This window comes from Cyclobacterium qasimii M12-11B (assembly GCF_000427295.1).
Classification (GTDB): domain Bacteria; phylum Bacteroidota; class Bacteroidia; order Cytophagales; family Cyclobacteriaceae; genus Cyclobacterium; species Cyclobacterium qasimii.
Genome location: NZ_ATNM01000191.1, coordinates 180,414 through 196,006, shown reverse-complemented (window position 1 = coordinate 196,006; position 15,593 = coordinate 180,414). Strand labels below are relative to the sequence as shown.

Sequence of the window (15,593 nt, the reverse complement as noted above, 5' to 3'; positions counted from 1 at the left end):
TTTGCATTTTATAGTTTATTAGCAGTAAGTACTGTCATTTCGAATGATTTTCATGTGAAGTAGGTACTTATTAAGCCCATTGACCGATTTTTTTTGAATGAGAGCATTTTTTTTAAAATGTAAAAGATTGTAAATTATTGAGTAGATACTATGATGTAGTATTTAATTTTATTTTATTGTAACTTAAACACAGCAGAACCAATTTTATTAACCCACCCTTCAAAAAATGAAATACCCAAACGATGGTTTTTTACCTGAAAATATAGATGATCTAAAGCAAGAATTAATTTCTAGCAATAAAAGCTTTAAAATAATCCCAAGTGAGGACAATACAGATGAGTATGTCAATTTTCACTTCATTGGGAAATATGAAGGCAAGGATGTGATTTATGACGCTGTACTTTATACCCTAAAGCTACATTACCAGAGTGAGCTCTACGAATTGGCAGAACATGAGGTAGCTAAAAAATTCCCGAATTATAAAGGAATTAAATATGAGGAGGATGAGAATGGAAACCTTATTCCATTGAAAACCGAGGAAGAAGAAATAGGTTGGTTCATTACAGAAATGATAATGGATATGGAAGAAGAGGGTTCTGTCAGGGTTCAGGAATTTTTAGGTTTGGATACCAATCATGATTTCGGTATTGGCTTGGATGCAGCGCTAAACATAGAATCAATTGACGAGGAGGCCCTCGAAAAATTTATTGTATCATTCAATGACGATACTCTTAAATTAGATGATACCTTTTACACTTTCGAATCCGAGGAAGAAGAAGAGGACTAAGCGTCGCGAATAGGGCATTACCTATTTAAAAACACAATCCGTTTATGTTAAAAGTAGCTTGGTCTACCAAATATGCGCACCATTTTCCAGAGGGGCATAGGTTTCCTATGGAAAAATATGAGTTGCTTCCTGAGCAATTGGTCTATGAGGGTACTTTAACAAGTGAGAATTTCTTCGAGCCGGAGCTTCTTGAAGAGTCTTTCATCACTTCTGTGCACGATCCTGAATATCTTCAAAAATTAAAGCAGCTCACATTAAGCAAAGCAGAGATCAGAAAAACAGGCTTCCCATTGAGCAATGAATTAGTAGAAAGGGAAATTCAGATTATGAACGGCTCAGTGATGGCCGCATTTTATGCCCTTGATGATGGGATTGGGATGAATATTGCTGGAGGAACACACCATGCGTTTAAGGATCGGGGTGAAGGATTTTGCTTGCTTAATGATATTGCGATTACTGCTAAGTGCTTATTATCACAACAGAGGGCAACGAAAATATTGGTGGTTGACCTCGATGTTCATCAAGGCAATGGTACCGCTTCAATATTTAAAAATGACCTAGAAGTTTTCACTTTTAGTATGCATGGAAAACACAATTATCCCATGCACAAAGAACAGTCTAACTTAGATGTTCCTTTGGAGGATAAAATAGATGATAAAAGTTATCTTAACCTATTGGACAATCATCTCAAAAGACTGTTGGACGAGATTGGCCCAGATTTTATGATTTATCAATCAGGGGTAGATGTATTGGCCACAGATAAACTTGGAAGGCTGGGCTTAACCACTCAGGGTTGTAAAGAAAGAGACCGGATGGTTTTGTCCGCTGCACAATCAAATAAAATTCCGGTGATGTGTTGCATGGGTGGTGGCTATTCCCATAAGATAGGGGACATTGTAGAAGCGCATGCCAATACTTTTCGATTGGCGCAGCAGATATTTTTTTAAAGACTAGAAAAGAGTGTTTTTAAATTAATAGCTGAGAAAGGTGTTTGATTTGAATAAGGATTTCAGGATTTAAATTACCTTGTTTATAGAAATTTAGCTATTTTGTATTTATTACTGTCCTTAGAATTTGTAAAAGATTTAGAATTCTTATATTTGCCTCATTCAATTTTAAAATTCATATCAAGTGAGAAAAAATACGACATTATTCAGTGCAATTGCGTTTTTAGGACTCCTTATCGGAGCTTGTAATCCTTCTGCCACCGACGAAACAGTTTCAGGAGGAGAAAGTAAAACAGATATCGCGGATATAAAAATCGCATATATCGTTACAGATAGCGTAATTAATAACTTTGAATATTTTAAAGAAAGGTCTGCTGAAATTGCTGAAAAAGGCAATAAATACCAAAGTGAATTGACCAACAGAGCCAAAGGATTTGAGCAGGAAGTTGCTAGTTTCCAGAGCACTGGTGGTAATATGACTAGAAATCAAGCTCAAGCAAAGCAGGAAGAGTTAATGAAAAAAGAAGAAAATCTAATGACTTACAGACAGAATATAATGGCTGAATTGTCTGCGGATGAAACTACTTTATACAATGAAGTATACGATAAAATCCAGGTTTACCTGAATGATTATGCTGCTGCAAACGATCTTGAAATGATATTGTCCTACACTAGAGGTGGTGGCGTTTGGTATGCAAAGAAAAACTTTGATGTTACCGATGACGTTATATCCGGTATCAATGAGGATTACAAAAATAAAGGAAACAGTAGCTCTGAAGAAAAAGTAGAAGCACCTGCAGAAGAAAAATAAGGGTATTTACACTGATATATTTTAAAAAGCCCGGGTTTCCGGGCTTTTTTATTGAAATTTTGTCCCATTAGCATATAAGAGTACTTTGCTATTCAATGCTGTGATGTTTATATTCGGAATTATTAGTACCTATTTAACGGCCAATTAATTTAATTAAAATGGAAATTACCAATTTTCTAAAGCATCATTTTAGACATTTTAATGCGGCGGCTCTAATTGATGCTGCCGAAGGGTATAAATCTCATTTAGATGACAATGGGAAAATGATGATTACGCTAGCCGGAGCCATGTCTACTGCCGAGCTAGGTATCTCTTTGGCTGAAATGATCCGTCAGGATAAAGTACATATCATAACCTGTACTGGGGCAAATTTGGAGGAAGATGTGTTTAACTTGGTAGCTCATGATTATTATGAGCGAATCCCAAACTATAGGGACTTGTCTCCTCAGCAGGAACAAGACCTGGTTGATAGGCACATGAACAGGGTAACAGATACCTGTATTCCAGAAATGGAAGCCATGAGGAGAATTGAGCATGTAATTCTTGAAGAGTGGCAAAAAGCAGACAAAGCAGGCGAACATTTTTTTCCTCACGAGTTTTTTTATAAAATCTTGTTGTCAGGAAAGCTGGAAAGTGAATACCAAATCGACCCTAAAAATAGCTGGTTGCTAGAGGCTGCAAAGAAAAATATACCCATAGTAGTTCCAGGATGGGAAGATTCAACACTTGGCAATATGTTTGCTGGGCATGTGATAGCGGGAGACATAAATGATGTGCATACTGTAAAAGGAGGTATTCAATACATGATGTACCTGGCAGATTGGTACACAGAGAATGCAAAAGAAGAAAGCACTGTTGGTTTCTTTCAAATAGGTGGAGGAATAGCAGGTGATTTTCCAATCTGTGTAGTACCGATGCTTCATCAGGATTTGCAACGTGATGGTATACCTTTATGGGGTTATTTCTGTCAAATCTCAGATAGTACAACCTCCTATGGTTCCTATTCTGGAGCAGTACCCAATGAGAAAATTACTTGGGGAAAACTTGGCATTGACACCCCAAAATATATAATTGAGTCAGATGCTACTATTGTTGCTCCGCTGATTTTTGCTATTGTATTAGGACAATGAACAGTTTAAGATGAATAAAACCTTTGTTATATTATTAAGAGCAAGCACTATTTTAGTGCTTGCTCTTTTTGTTATCCATAAATCTGAGGGACAAACCACGGAATTAAAACGCATTTTTTCCCTTGAATACGACGAGCAACAACCACTTTTAGCGCCTGATGGAAGCCTATATTTTACCTTGGCCTTTCACCCAAATAATAAAGGAGGTAAAAGAGACTCAGGTGATATTTGGTTTGCACCAAAAAAGGAAGGAGTCTTTATGTCACCTCAGTCAGTTCCTGAGATATCTACTCCATATTATGACTTGCTTATTGGGTTTATAGACGAAAATATTGCGCTTGTTTACCATGCCAATCTTAACAATCAACAGGTAATTCAGCGATACAAATGGAGCGGTGTTCGATGGAGTAGAGATGAGCCAATGCAATTGCCCGGGTTTAAAACCAAAGGCGATTACTTTAGTGCAGCCTTGGATCCAAGTGGATCCTATATGGTTTTATCAATGGACTCCTATGGAAGTTATGGGAATGAAGACATCTATGTTTCTAAGAGAAATGGCAATTCCTGGACTAGACCATTAAACCTTGGAACCACTTTAAATACAGCTAGCCAGGAACTAAGCCCGGCAATTACATTAAATGGTGATACGCTTTATTTTTCTACCAATGCTTCTGATAGCGAAAAAAGCATTGAGATATACTTCAGTAAGCGATTGGATGATTCATGGGGAAATTGGAGTAAACCTGAATTATTAGGGTTTTCAGAAATGGCTGGAATGGATATGTATTACCTTCCTGATAGAAAAAACGGAGGTTTTTTTTACACCAATACCCAAACAAGTGATGGTTTTGGGAATATTTATTTTAATGGAAAAGCTTCCATGCAAAGCACCAATTCCTTCCTCGAACAGCGTAACAATCTGGGCAATGAGCCCGAAACAATAATTATTGATAGTTCCGCTTTTGCTAAAAATGAGGCCGTAATTCCCACTAATAATGGTGTAAATAGCAACACTGAATCACCATTGGAAAAATCTATTGGTGGAACCTTATCGAAGAATTTGGATACCCTCGCGGCAGGGAAAGGGCTTGTATTAGAAGATTTATTGTTTCAAAGAGGTTCCGTTGAGTTGGTTAATAAAGAATCTTTGACGATTTTGGATGAGTTATCTGTCTATTTGATGGAAAATCCTGAAAAGATTATTTCTATAGAAGGGCATACGGATAGTTATGGCAATGAAGGAGTTAATGCGAGATTGTCATTGGCGCGGGCAAATAAAATAAAGGACCTCTTGTTAGAAAAAGGAATTCCTGAGGTCAGGTTGTTAACGAAAGGTTGGGGAGGGAAAAAACCAATTGCAACCAATTCTAATTTGGCTGGTAGAATAAAGAATCGAAGAGTTGAGATATTTGTGCTTACTAAGGATTAGGAAAATGACTGATATTAAAAAAGCTTATTTATCCGCATGGATAGTATTAATTTTTATCTTTACTCTATCCTGCAAGGAGAAGGGGAACAATGATGACATCGCTGCCCACTTGAACACAAAGTCTTGGGAAATGCGACCATTTGTAAAAGCGGATGAAGAAAACCCCGTTCTTAATCCAGGAGACCTGACCTTTACCTGTCCTATTTTAGGAATGCCTGTAAAATGGGAAGAAAAGGATGTTTTCAATCCTGCCGCAGTAGTTAAAGATGGTCTGATTAACCTTCTGTATCGGGCAGAGGACAGTATTGGAAGCAATAATGGAACTTCCAGAATTGGCCTTGCATTAAGTGATGACGGCCTAACCTTTAAAAAATTACCTGAGCCAATTTTTTACCCTGATAACGACAGCCTAAAAGCATTGGAGTGGGATGGTGGAGTAGAAGACCCAAGGATAGTAGAGGCTGAAGACGGTAGGTATATCTTGACTTATACAAGTTATGATGGGGAAGTCGCTCGGCTTATGTTAGCTACTTCGGTAGACTTAAAAAACTGGAAAAAACATGGTCGGGTTTTGAAAGGAAAATGGAAAGATACCTGGAGTAAAGCAGGTGCTATAGTGGCTGAGAGAAAAGGGGACAAGGTAATTGCAAAGAAAATCAATGAGAAGTACTGGATGTATTTTGGGGATACAGACCTTTTTCTGGCCTATTCTGAAGACCTGATCAATTGGAGTCCATTATTAGAAGAAGGCGGTCTCAAATCAGTGCTTAAACCCAGACCTGGATATTTTGATAGCAGATTAGTTGAGGCTGGTCCATATGCGCTACTAAGAGAGGAAGGGATTCTACTCTTGTACAATGGAATGAATCTGGGAGAGAATGAGAAACGAGATACAACACTTGCTCCTGGTACTTATTCAGCAGGCCAGGCTTTGTTTGCAAGTGACAATCCAGGTAAATTAATCGATAGGTCTGAAACTTATTTTTTGACGCCAGAAAAGCCCTATGAAACAGAGGGACAGGTTAATTTGGTATGTTTTATCGAGGGCATGGTTCCTTATCAAGGGAAATGGTTTTTATACTATGGCACGGCAGATTCCAAAATTGCAGTAGCTGTTTATGAGGGAAATTGATCCCTAAAACTCAACGTACTTCATTTTACTTTATTAAAACCATGGTTATTGATTTTATCGCCACATAGAAGGATTATTGCCAATTTCGGTTTTAGTTTTCTGACATTTTTAATCATAAAAAAAGGGAAGGCTTCCTATTGGAAACCCTCCCTTTTTTTATGATTAGTTCTTATTAAAATGAACGTGATTAATTCATCATAGCTGGTGATCCACCTTCACTTTCTTTTAAATCTTCATTGGTAACACCTCTTTTTTTCTTCCTTCCACCATCAACACTCAATTTGCCTATTCGGTAAGAGAAGTTTATTTTGAAATTCATGAATTTCATTCCCGTCACACTGCTTTGGGTGATGGTAGGCGTTACTAACTCATTTCTCATTTTAAACTCAGGAGTGAAGAAGTTTTCAGCTCCAAAACCTATGCTTCCACGCTTTTCGGCAAATTGCTTGTTCAAACTTAAGCTATAGATACCGAAACCCCCTGCTGAACCTTGAAGTTGTACTCTCCTTCCACGGTAAAAACTAAAGGCTTGAATTTGCCAATCTCTCGGCAAGGTGTAATTACCAAACAACCTTCCACTTATTACAAAACCATCATTTTGGGCTCTTAATTGGGGATCTGTTAATCCATTGTCCAATTGAGAAAAATACCCATCAATGGATCCGTTCAAAGAAAATTTACCTGAAATATTAACATTTGAAAAAATGCCCAAACCATAGGCCCTTTCATTACCAATATTATCGTAAGTAGTAAAGATAACGTCATCATCCTGGATCGTCCTTACTGGCTGAATTGAACCTGTAGTATTCCTTAGATAGGAGGTGAAATTGAGTGAAGTCCCTTTGATAAACGTACTGTAGGACAATTCATAATTGTCAGTCATTTCAGGGTCCAATAATGGGTTACCCTGAGTAATTTGCTGTGGGTTGGCAGCTTCTATATTTGGATTAAGGTAATTCAAAGAAGGTCTTTGAATTCTTCTGTTATAGGCGGCTTTTAACATATTGCCATTGTCTAATTTTCTTCCAAAGTTCATGTTAGGTACTACTGTTCCATAGGAAGGAATGTCAGTAGGTGAGTCCGAAGCAAGAAAGTCCGCATCTATATTTGTGTATTCATATCGAATACCGGTTTTCAAGGTATAATGTTCTAAAAATCCCAAGGTATAAGACAGGTATCCAGCAGTAACATTTTGGTTGTAATTAAACTGATTGGATAAGTCAACATCCTCATCTTCTATGTATTCCCCATCAGCACCTTCCGCACGGAAATAAGCAAAATCACTGGTCGCTTTTCTAAGGATGTTTTTAGCACCATATTCAATGATTTGTTCATCTTTTGACCCAAGAGGTGTTACATAATCTACCTGGACTGTAAACTCTTCGTTTAGGTTGTCATTGTCATTTTTTATTCTACTAATGATTTGATCAAAGGAATCATTGTATAGACTATTGACAAAGTCGTTGGTACGATTGCTTCTTGAATAGAGGCCTGAGAAACTAATTTCTTTTCCTTTCTTTTCAAACGATTTAGTGTAATTGTAACTGACATCTACATTGTTTGAAAGGTTGTCTGTTTTTACGTCCCTTAATAAAACATTGTCCAGCATGTCCTCTATATAAGTCTCTGTATAAAGACCATCTTGATTCATTCTCATATTTCTTAGACCGAAACTAACAGATGTGGTCATGAAATTATAGGTGTTGATCTCATAATCCCAGCCAAAATTATACCTTCCAAACATCATGTTATTTCTTGTGTCTGCACCTTGAAGAATTTTGGTGGCAGGACCATCTGTAGAAAGAAGTGTTTGCTCATTTTCGAAGCTACCCAAAATATTGTAACCCATACGGCCAAACCCACCTAATGAAAAACCCATTTTACCTTTTTTCAATGCTGCGTTTAAACCAAGATTTGATCCTCTCAAACCGGCACTAGTGTTGATGTTCAAAGAAGCTCCTTGTAATTTGTTCTTCTTGGTAACTATATTGATTACACCGCCGGTGCCTTCAGCATCATATTTGGCAGATGGAGAAGTAATTACTTCTACAGATTTAATCTCTTCAGCAGGGATTTGTTTTAAAGCATCTGCAATATTGTTGGCGACAATAGCAGACTGCTTGTTGTCAATCAGCACCAAAATATTACTACTACCACGCATGGAGACATTTCCATCCAAATCTACTGTCAGCATTGGTACCCTTCGTAAAACATCGGAAGCATCGCCACCAGCAGTAGTTTTATCATTCTCGGCATTGTAAATGGTTCGATCTACTTTTTCTTCTATCAAATTCCGTTGGCCTTGTACGGTAACTTCTTCAAGAGAAACAGCAGACTCGTTAAGACCAAGATTGCCTAAAAATAAAGATGGTGTATTTGGCCCTACTTCCACATCTCCTCTCACAAAGGAGTCATAGCCAACAAAACTAAGTTCTACCTTATATTTCCCAGCTGTTTTTACATTGAAAAAGAATTCGCCATTGTCATCGGCAACCCCTCCAGCAACTGAAGCATCAGTTGCTGCTTCTTTCAAAAATGCGGTTGCATATGGGATAGGTTCTCCTGTCGCCTTGTCTATGACTTTACCTGAGATTTTAAATTCTTTTTTCTCAGTAGCCTTTTGGCCAAAGCTGTCTAAAGATCCCACAGCCAGGAATATAATCGAAATTAATAATAGTTTGGTTAACCCTTTCATTTGTATATATTTTTCCAATTAGATATAAGTCGTTAAATACCTTAACAAAGAAAATTTTTTCTTATCAAATTAAAAAACGCAATAGATAGGTAAGGTTTTTCCATCGACAAATACCGCATATCATCAGACTAAATTAAATTGGGGTATTTTGTATGTTGTTTATAGATTGATTTACGCTATTGAGCGGTATTCTATCCCATTTGGTAGATTTAAAAATTTCTTTTAATATCTTTCTTTTATGTTTATATCGGATTATTACATTTCGGAGTAGCCAAACTCCAAATTTATTCATTATGACAAATTCAATTAAGCCTAGAAAAATTACGCTACTTATCCACGTTTTGGTCTGGGTATTTATAGCCATTGTGATTTTTGTAGTAAGCCCGCTATCGTGGAAGGTAGACTTACCAATTGAATACTGGTTCAAACAAGGCCTGACGCTCTTTTTTCTTATGGTTGGCTTTTACCTCAACATGTACTTGATGGTGCCCAGGCTGCTTTTTAAGGGGAAAACCTGGGCCTTTGTTGGTGTGGGCATATCAATTACCCTTTTGTTTTTGCTTATAATCATACAATTTGAAAACCTTGTTAATCTGCCTGAATTGATGCACAATTCTTTCAGGCCTGAAAAACCCTATTTGCCTAAGCCAAGGAATTTTAGTTATGATTTGTTTACCATACTACTGATATTGTTTGGTTTAGGAATAAGCACAAGTGTGGTAGTCATTGAAAAATGGCAAATAGATGCCGGTCTTAGAAGACAAATGGAGCAAGAAAAAGTTACCTCTGAGTTGTCCTACTTAAAAGCACAGATAAACCCACATTTCTTTTTTAATACGCTTAACAACATCTACTCATTAACAAATATTGATGTCGAGAGAGCCCAGAAAGCGATTTTAAAGCTTTCCAGAATGATGCGTTATGTGCTCTATGAAACAGACAAGGATACAACGTATTTGAGTAAAGAACTTGATTTTATAAGAGATTACGTGGAGTTGATGCGCTTAAGGTTATCTGATAAAGTGAAGTTGAATTTAGAAATTCAGGAAAAGACGGAAGACATACCAATAGCACCGATGCTTTTACTGCCATTTATAGAGAATTGTTTTAAACATGGTGTCAGTGCCAAATTAGAGAGTAAAATAGAGATTTTTGTAAGCCAAAAAGGAAAAGTTCTTGAACTTAAAACTGTAAATTTGAAATTTCCAGCAAACCCTAAAAGCAAAGAAGAGTTGGGTAGTGGAATAGGACTTACCAATACCAGAAGAAGATTGGATTTGATTTATGGAAATAAATGTAAATTGACGATTGATGAGGACAATCCTGAAAACGAATACCGAACGCAATTAAAAATAGATTTGGCATGAAAATCAAATGTGTTGTCGTAGATGATGAGCCACTGGCATTGGATCTAGTATGCAACTTTGTGAACAAAACCGGATTTTGGTTTTGGAAGAAAAATTTGATAGTGCTTTGGATGCCTTGTCCTATATCAATGGACATGAAGTTGACCTCATGTTTTTAGACATACAGATGGCTGATTTAACAGGGATGGAATTGGCTAGAGTCTTGGAAGGAAGAAAAGGAAAGCAATCTCCTAAAATTATTTTCACCACCGCCTACAATCAATTTGCCATAGAAGGATATAAGGTAGATGCACTGGATTATTTGCTGAAGCCGTTTGGCTATGAAGAGTTTTTAAATGCCAGTCAAAAAGCCCTTAAATATTTTGAAAAACAAACGGTTACCAACCAGACAACGGCAGAAGATTACATTTTTTTAAAGGTCGAATACCAACTGGTGAAAGTAATGTTAAAAGACATTGTACTGGTAGAAGGGTATAAAGATTATGTCAAAGTCCATTTGGTAGGAAAAAATGCACCATTGCTTTCCTTAACGACATTAAAAAGCATGGAAGAATTACTTCCAGAAGGACAGTTTATGCGGGTTCATCGCTCCTTTATTATTTCACTTGACCAAATTATCAGTATTAGTAAAAGTACTGTGAATATGGGTATTATGAATATTAGTGTTAGCGAAGGTTATAAAGAAGGTTTTTTGCAGTTTATTAATAAATGGATCAACTGATAATTGACCAAATATAAATTGTCACTGCTAGACCTTCATTGAGGGCAATTGATGTGGCGAAATGGGTGACAGGCTTCTTGTCCGTGGATTTCAGCAACTAATTCTGCTACAAGTCCCTCCAATGCCTATTGATTACAATTTCATTATGGGATTTGATCGGTATGAGGTTTCAAGAAAGTGTATTTCTATTTCAGTTTAAATTGAAAAAGGCTTGAAATTTATTTTTCAAGCCTTTTTATGGTAGTTGTTGGTTTAGTCTTCTACTTTATTTTCCACATGAATTGCTCGTATCCAGCAGCTTTCATGTCATCCTTAGCAATAAATTTCATTGCGGCAGAATTCATACAATACCTCAAACCTGTAGGATCGGGACCATCGTTGAATACATGCCCAAGGTGGGAATCACCAAATTTACTTCTTACTTCTACTCTTACCATTCCATGGCCTCTATCGGTAGGTTTTTCCAGGTACCTTGCGTCTATAGGTTTAGAAAAGCTTGGCCATCCTGATCCAGATTCATATTTATCAGTTGAACTAAATAGCGGAGCGCCTGAGACAATGCATACATAAATACCAGACTCCTTATTCCCATTGTAAACATTATCAAATGAGCGTTCTGTAGCATCTTCCATGGTAACCTGATATTGTAGCTTGGTTAACCTTTCTTTCAGATCTTTGTTCGAAGGTTTTGGATACTTGCCTTCTTTTGGAATTTCCCAATGATCACTAATAAAACGGTCTCTGCCTGAACCTACCCTGTAAGATTTGTATGCGGCAGGCTCTTTTTTATAGTAGTCCTGGTGGTATTCTTCAGCAGGATAAAAATTGGTAAACTTGACAATAGGAGTAGCTACAGGTTTATCAAAGATTCCAGAATCATCAATTCCCTCTTTTAGTGATTCTGCTACTTTCTTTTGTTTGTTGTCGTGATAAAAAATCGCTGATTGATATTGGCTTCCTCGATCATAAAAACTACCTCCATCATCAGTAGGGTCATATTGTTGCCAGAAGATATCGATAACTTCACTATAACTGATAACATCCGGATCATAAGTTACCTGAACGGCTTCCTTGTGGCTTGTTTTGCCTGAAGAAACCTGCTGGTAGGTAGGGTTTTTCTCTTTGCCACCTGCATATCCGGAAACTACGGAAAGAATACCATCGATGCCTTCAAATGGAGATTCGATACACCAAAAACAGCCACCAGCAAAAGTAGCTTTTTCAGTGTTTCCAGGATAAGAGGCTAAATTAACTGTTTTATTATTTTCATCGGATTTCTCCGAGCCATTACACGAAGTAATAGCGACTAAAAGTAGCGCAAAGGCCGCTACCATTGATTTCATAGGATAATTCATAAATTAATATTTTTTAATCCAGAGTAAAAACGGGATATACACAAGAATTGTTCAATTTAGATTTGCCAGGAAATTAGAGCAGGACTATCGTTTTGATTTTTTTTCACCTTAAATCACCCCTGGCATTCACTTTTTAACATACGTAAATCAATACTATTTAGGTTTAAGCCATCAGATAAATATGCTTTTACGGCTTTATAAGCGCAGTAATTTCTGGTAAGGTATAAATGCTGGCTATTTTAAATTTGATCGAGATCAACTGTTCTTTTGCATTACGGGTAATGGCATCGTTTTTGAACAATTTAAAGCAGTTAACTACTTTGGCTCATTCTAATTGTGGAGAGCTAAAGTAAATATCATTATTGAAATTAAACCAACAACAATTATGAAATTTAATGCAATTTATTTCAGTACCGGAGTAGCGTTATCCTTAATGTTTACCTCATGTAGTGAAAACAAAACTGCTGAGAATCATTTAGAAAACACTAAGAATGAGGTGAAAGAAGAAAGCGCCGAAGCCGATAGAGAATTGAGTGAGACCATGAATTCCTTTAAGGATGAGATTGCTGAAGAGCAAACGGAATTAAAGGAAGAGCTGGAAAATTTGAAGCAGGAGATTCAAGAAAACCAGATTGAACCGGCCAATTCCACGATTAATGAATTTCTGGCAACAGCAGATAAAAATATGAGAAACCTCGAAGTGAAGGCCAGAGAATTCGAAAAAGCTTCAGATAAACGCAAAGTTCAAATTAAATCAGAATTTGAAATGTTAGAAAAAGAGGCAGAAAAAAGCCTTGAAAAATTAAAAGATGAACTTAATGATATATAAGTTTTTGTTGCTTTAAATAACACCTGCTAGGCTATTCTCTTAATATATTTAGGGGAATAGCCTTTTTTATTTAACCATTAAGCTTGTGTTTTCCATGGAGAAATCCCCAAGATATTGTCTATCCTAAAAAGCACGAAAATCAATTTGATCAATGACAGCATCAATAAATAGTAAACTCAATTCGGACTTCTTTAAATCATATAGAAAAAGTGTTAGTGGAATTATATCACAAAAGGTTGTGGAAATGATAACCACTTTCCCCCAATTATTTAGCACTTTCAATAATTGAGCAAAAGTTTCACTTTTTATTTTTTCATGATAGTCATTAAGTATATCAACTCAAGAAAACCAAAAGCTAACGCCTGTCCCAAGAGAGTGAGAATGATTAAAATTACCTTCGGGCCATGTGCCAATATTCAATTTTTACAAAAAATTTGGATTATCTTTAAATTCGAAGAATGTGATAGGGTTTCATGATCTTTCAAAGGAAGTAATTCCATCAAATAATAGATTGGCCATTGCATCTTTCTTATTAAACTTATATCAATATAAGCAATTCAAATCGTTTTCGCAGAAAAATCAGTGTTATGAAAGTAAAGAATGTTTTTAAACTCAAAATTTTATTGGTTTGCACTCTTCTGATGAATTTTATTTCTTGTGGTGGAGAAAAGGATTTTCCCATCTCTGATAACATTACTTTTGAACAGATTTATGTTCCTGTAATACAAGGGAAAACGACGCCTATAGCAAGGCTTAAATTGGAATCAAAAAATGAGGATATTCTAAATAGCCTTGAAATCGCAATACTATCTGATGCCGAATTTACAGATTTGTCAATAGATATGGTCAATAAGGAAGGGATAGAGGAATCACTTCAAGGTGAATTTCTCAAAGGAGAAAATAGGTGGAGGTTATTCGAGGACAAAAGCTTACTGCCTGGAACAATAGAGCTAATTGTTAAAGTGACCATTCCTGAAGATACACCTCTTAAAAGCAGGTTTTCCCTTCAAATACCCATGATTGAAGTTTCTGGGGAAAAAGTAAGACCTGCTGGGCAGCAAAATACATTTGCTTACAGAATAGGTAAAGCACTACGAAATGAAGGGGACGATGGGGTAGCAGCATTTAGAATCCCTGGCCTCGCTACGAGCACGTCTGGGACGATAATGGCTGTTTATGATGTTAGGTATGATGACTCTTCTGATTTGCAGGGTGACATAGATGTAGGTTTGAGTAGAAGTGTAGATGGAGGCAATAATTGGGAACCGATGCAGATTATTATGGATATGGTAGAATGGGGAGGGTTACCACAGAACCAAAATGGTATAGGGGATCCTTCCATTTTAGTAGATGAAGCTAGCGGGGACATTTATGTTGTGGCTCTCTGGCTACATGGTAAGCCTGGGACAGCAGCATGGAGAAGTTCAGAACCTGGTCTGACCCCTAAGGAAACAGGGCAACTGATGATTGTTAAATCTGAAGATGATGGCCTGACTTGGACCAAGCCCTTAAATATTACACAACCGATGAAGGATTCTTCCTGGCAATTGTTTTTCAATGGGCCTGGAAAGGGCATTAGCATGAAAGATGGCACCCTTGTCTTTGCCGCACAATATAAAGACAACGAACAAATACCACATAGTACCATTATCTATAGTCAAGATCAAGGAGAAACCTGGCAGGTAGGGACTGGCGCGAGATCAAAAACCACTGAAGCTCAGGTTGTAGAATTGTTGAATGGCGATTTAATGTTAAATATGAGAGATGACCGAGGTGGTTCAAGAGCAGTTTTAACGACGTCAGACATGGGTAAAACCTGGCAAGAACACCCTTCCAACAGAAGTGCTTTAATTGAGCCAATTTGCATGGCAAGTCTTATCAGGTACAACCAGAATTGGTTGCTTTTTTCTAACCCATCAGCCACCGATGGTAGGTATAATATCACTGTGAAAGCAAGCCATGATGAGGGGCTTACCTGGCCGTATGCCAATCAAGTTTTATTGGATGCTCAAAAGGGTTGGGGTTATAGTTGTATGACCATGATAGATGAGGATAATCTGGGTATAATATATGAAAGTAGTCAAGCACATATGACTTTTCAGATTTTACCGATTTCTGAAATTGTTTCATTAGAACAGCAATAAAAAGTACCTTTAATCCTATCTCATTTTAAAATAACACGTTGTAAATTTTGATAATTTTATTAAACATAAAAACATTGAAAACAGAATTTTTCTAGAATTAATTGTTTTAATTATAGAAAAAAATAAAATTCTGTTTCTTTTTTTTATAAATAGTTATATTTGATAGTCATGCCTTCTTTATGTAAAGGGTAATGATTTAAATTCAATAGGTATTATTTAGGAAATTGTGCAGAACGCAGATTTTTG

At 36.7% G+C, this 15,593-nt stretch carries 11 protein-coding genes and 1 pseudogene; 10 read left to right on the top strand and 2 right to left on the bottom strand.

The genetic code is table 11. The features are described 5' to 3' along the window. The first annotated feature begins 226 nt into the window (after positions 1-226). From ADICYQ_RS23465 to ADICYQ_RS23440, 6 genes are all read left to right on the top strand, one after another. Positions 227-787 carry a hypothetical protein gene (locus tag ADICYQ_RS23465; protein ID WP_020889382.1) on the top strand — a complete coding sequence of 187 codons (561 nt, stop codon included), beginning with the start codon at positions 227-229 and terminating at the stop codon, positions 785-787. A 44-nt stretch (positions 788-831) separates the two neighbouring features. Next, on the top strand, positions 832-1,734 hold the full coding sequence (locus ADICYQ_RS23460; RefSeq protein WP_020889381.1) for a histone deacetylase family protein: 903 nt from the start codon (positions 832-834) through the stop codon (positions 1,732-1,734). Between the two features lie 184 nt (positions 1,735-1,918). After that, a complete protein-coding gene (locus ADICYQ_RS23455) occupies positions 1,919-2,545 on the top strand; it encodes an OmpH/Skp family outer membrane protein (RefSeq protein WP_020889380.1) in 627 nt (208 codons plus the stop codon). A gap of 158 nt (positions 2,546-2,703) precedes the next feature. Further along, positions 2,704-3,675, top strand: a complete 972-nt coding sequence (locus tag ADICYQ_RS23450; protein WP_020889379.1) for a deoxyhypusine synthase family protein — start codon at positions 2,704-2,706, stop codon at positions 3,673-3,675. A gap of 10 nt (positions 3,676-3,685) precedes the next feature. Continuing rightward, on the top strand, positions 3,686-5,104 hold the full coding sequence (locus ADICYQ_RS23445; RefSeq protein WP_020889378.1) for an OmpA family protein: 1,419 nt from the start codon (positions 3,686-3,688) through the stop codon (positions 5,102-5,104). Between the two features lie 4 nt (positions 5,105-5,108). After that, positions 5,109-6,236 (top strand): glycoside hydrolase family 130 protein, encoded by a 1,128-nt coding sequence (locus tag ADICYQ_RS23440; RefSeq protein WP_020889377.1) that lies wholly within the window; start codon positions 5,109-5,111, stop codon positions 6,234-6,236. A gap of 187 nt (positions 6,237-6,423) precedes the next feature. Here the strand turns inward: ADICYQ_RS23440 and ADICYQ_RS23435 are convergent, their stop codons facing one another. After that, positions 6,424-8,931, bottom strand: coding sequence for a TonB-dependent receptor (locus ADICYQ_RS23435; protein WP_020889375.1), 2,508 nt, complete (start codon positions 8,929-8,931; stop codon positions 6,424-6,426). A gap of 293 nt (positions 8,932-9,224) precedes the next feature. Between ADICYQ_RS23435 and ADICYQ_RS23430 the strand changes: the two genes are divergently transcribed. Together ADICYQ_RS23430 and ADICYQ_RS23425 are read left to right on the top strand one after the other, a co-directional pair. Further along, on the top strand, positions 9,225-10,298 hold the full coding sequence (locus ADICYQ_RS23430) for a sensor histidine kinase (protein WP_020889374.1): 1,074 nt from the start codon (positions 9,225-9,227) through the stop codon (positions 10,296-10,298). Continuing rightward, a pseudogene (locus ADICYQ_RS23425) lies at positions 10,295-11,019 on the top strand (LytR/AlgR family response regulator transcription factor). The gene ADICYQ_RS23430 and the pseudogene ADICYQ_RS23425 overlap by 4 nt, the downstream one beginning before the upstream one ends. Before the next feature lie 260 nt (positions 11,020-11,279). Here ADICYQ_RS23425 and msrA read toward each other — a convergent pair. Beyond that, the gene (gene msrA / locus ADICYQ_RS23420) at positions 11,280-12,374 is read right to left on the bottom strand and encodes a peptide-methionine (S)-S-oxide reductase MsrA (protein ID WP_020889371.1); all 1,095 of its coding nucleotides are present in this window, start codon (positions 12,372-12,374) and stop codon (positions 11,280-11,282) included. Between the two features lie 385 nt (positions 12,375-12,759). Here msrA and ADICYQ_RS23415 point away from each other — a divergent pair, with 385 nt between their 5' ends. Both ADICYQ_RS23415 and ADICYQ_RS23410 read left to right on the top strand, forming a co-directional pair. Beyond that, entirely contained in the window at positions 12,760-13,203 is a 444-nt protein-coding gene (locus ADICYQ_RS23415) for a hypothetical protein (RefSeq protein ID WP_146946857.1), read from the top strand. A 587-nt stretch (positions 13,204-13,790) separates the two neighbouring features. Next, positions 13,791-15,347 (top strand): sialidase family protein, encoded by a 1,557-nt coding sequence (locus ADICYQ_RS23410; RefSeq protein WP_040417873.1) that lies wholly within the window; start codon positions 13,791-13,793, stop codon positions 15,345-15,347. Positions 15,348-15,593 lie beyond the last annotated feature (246 nt).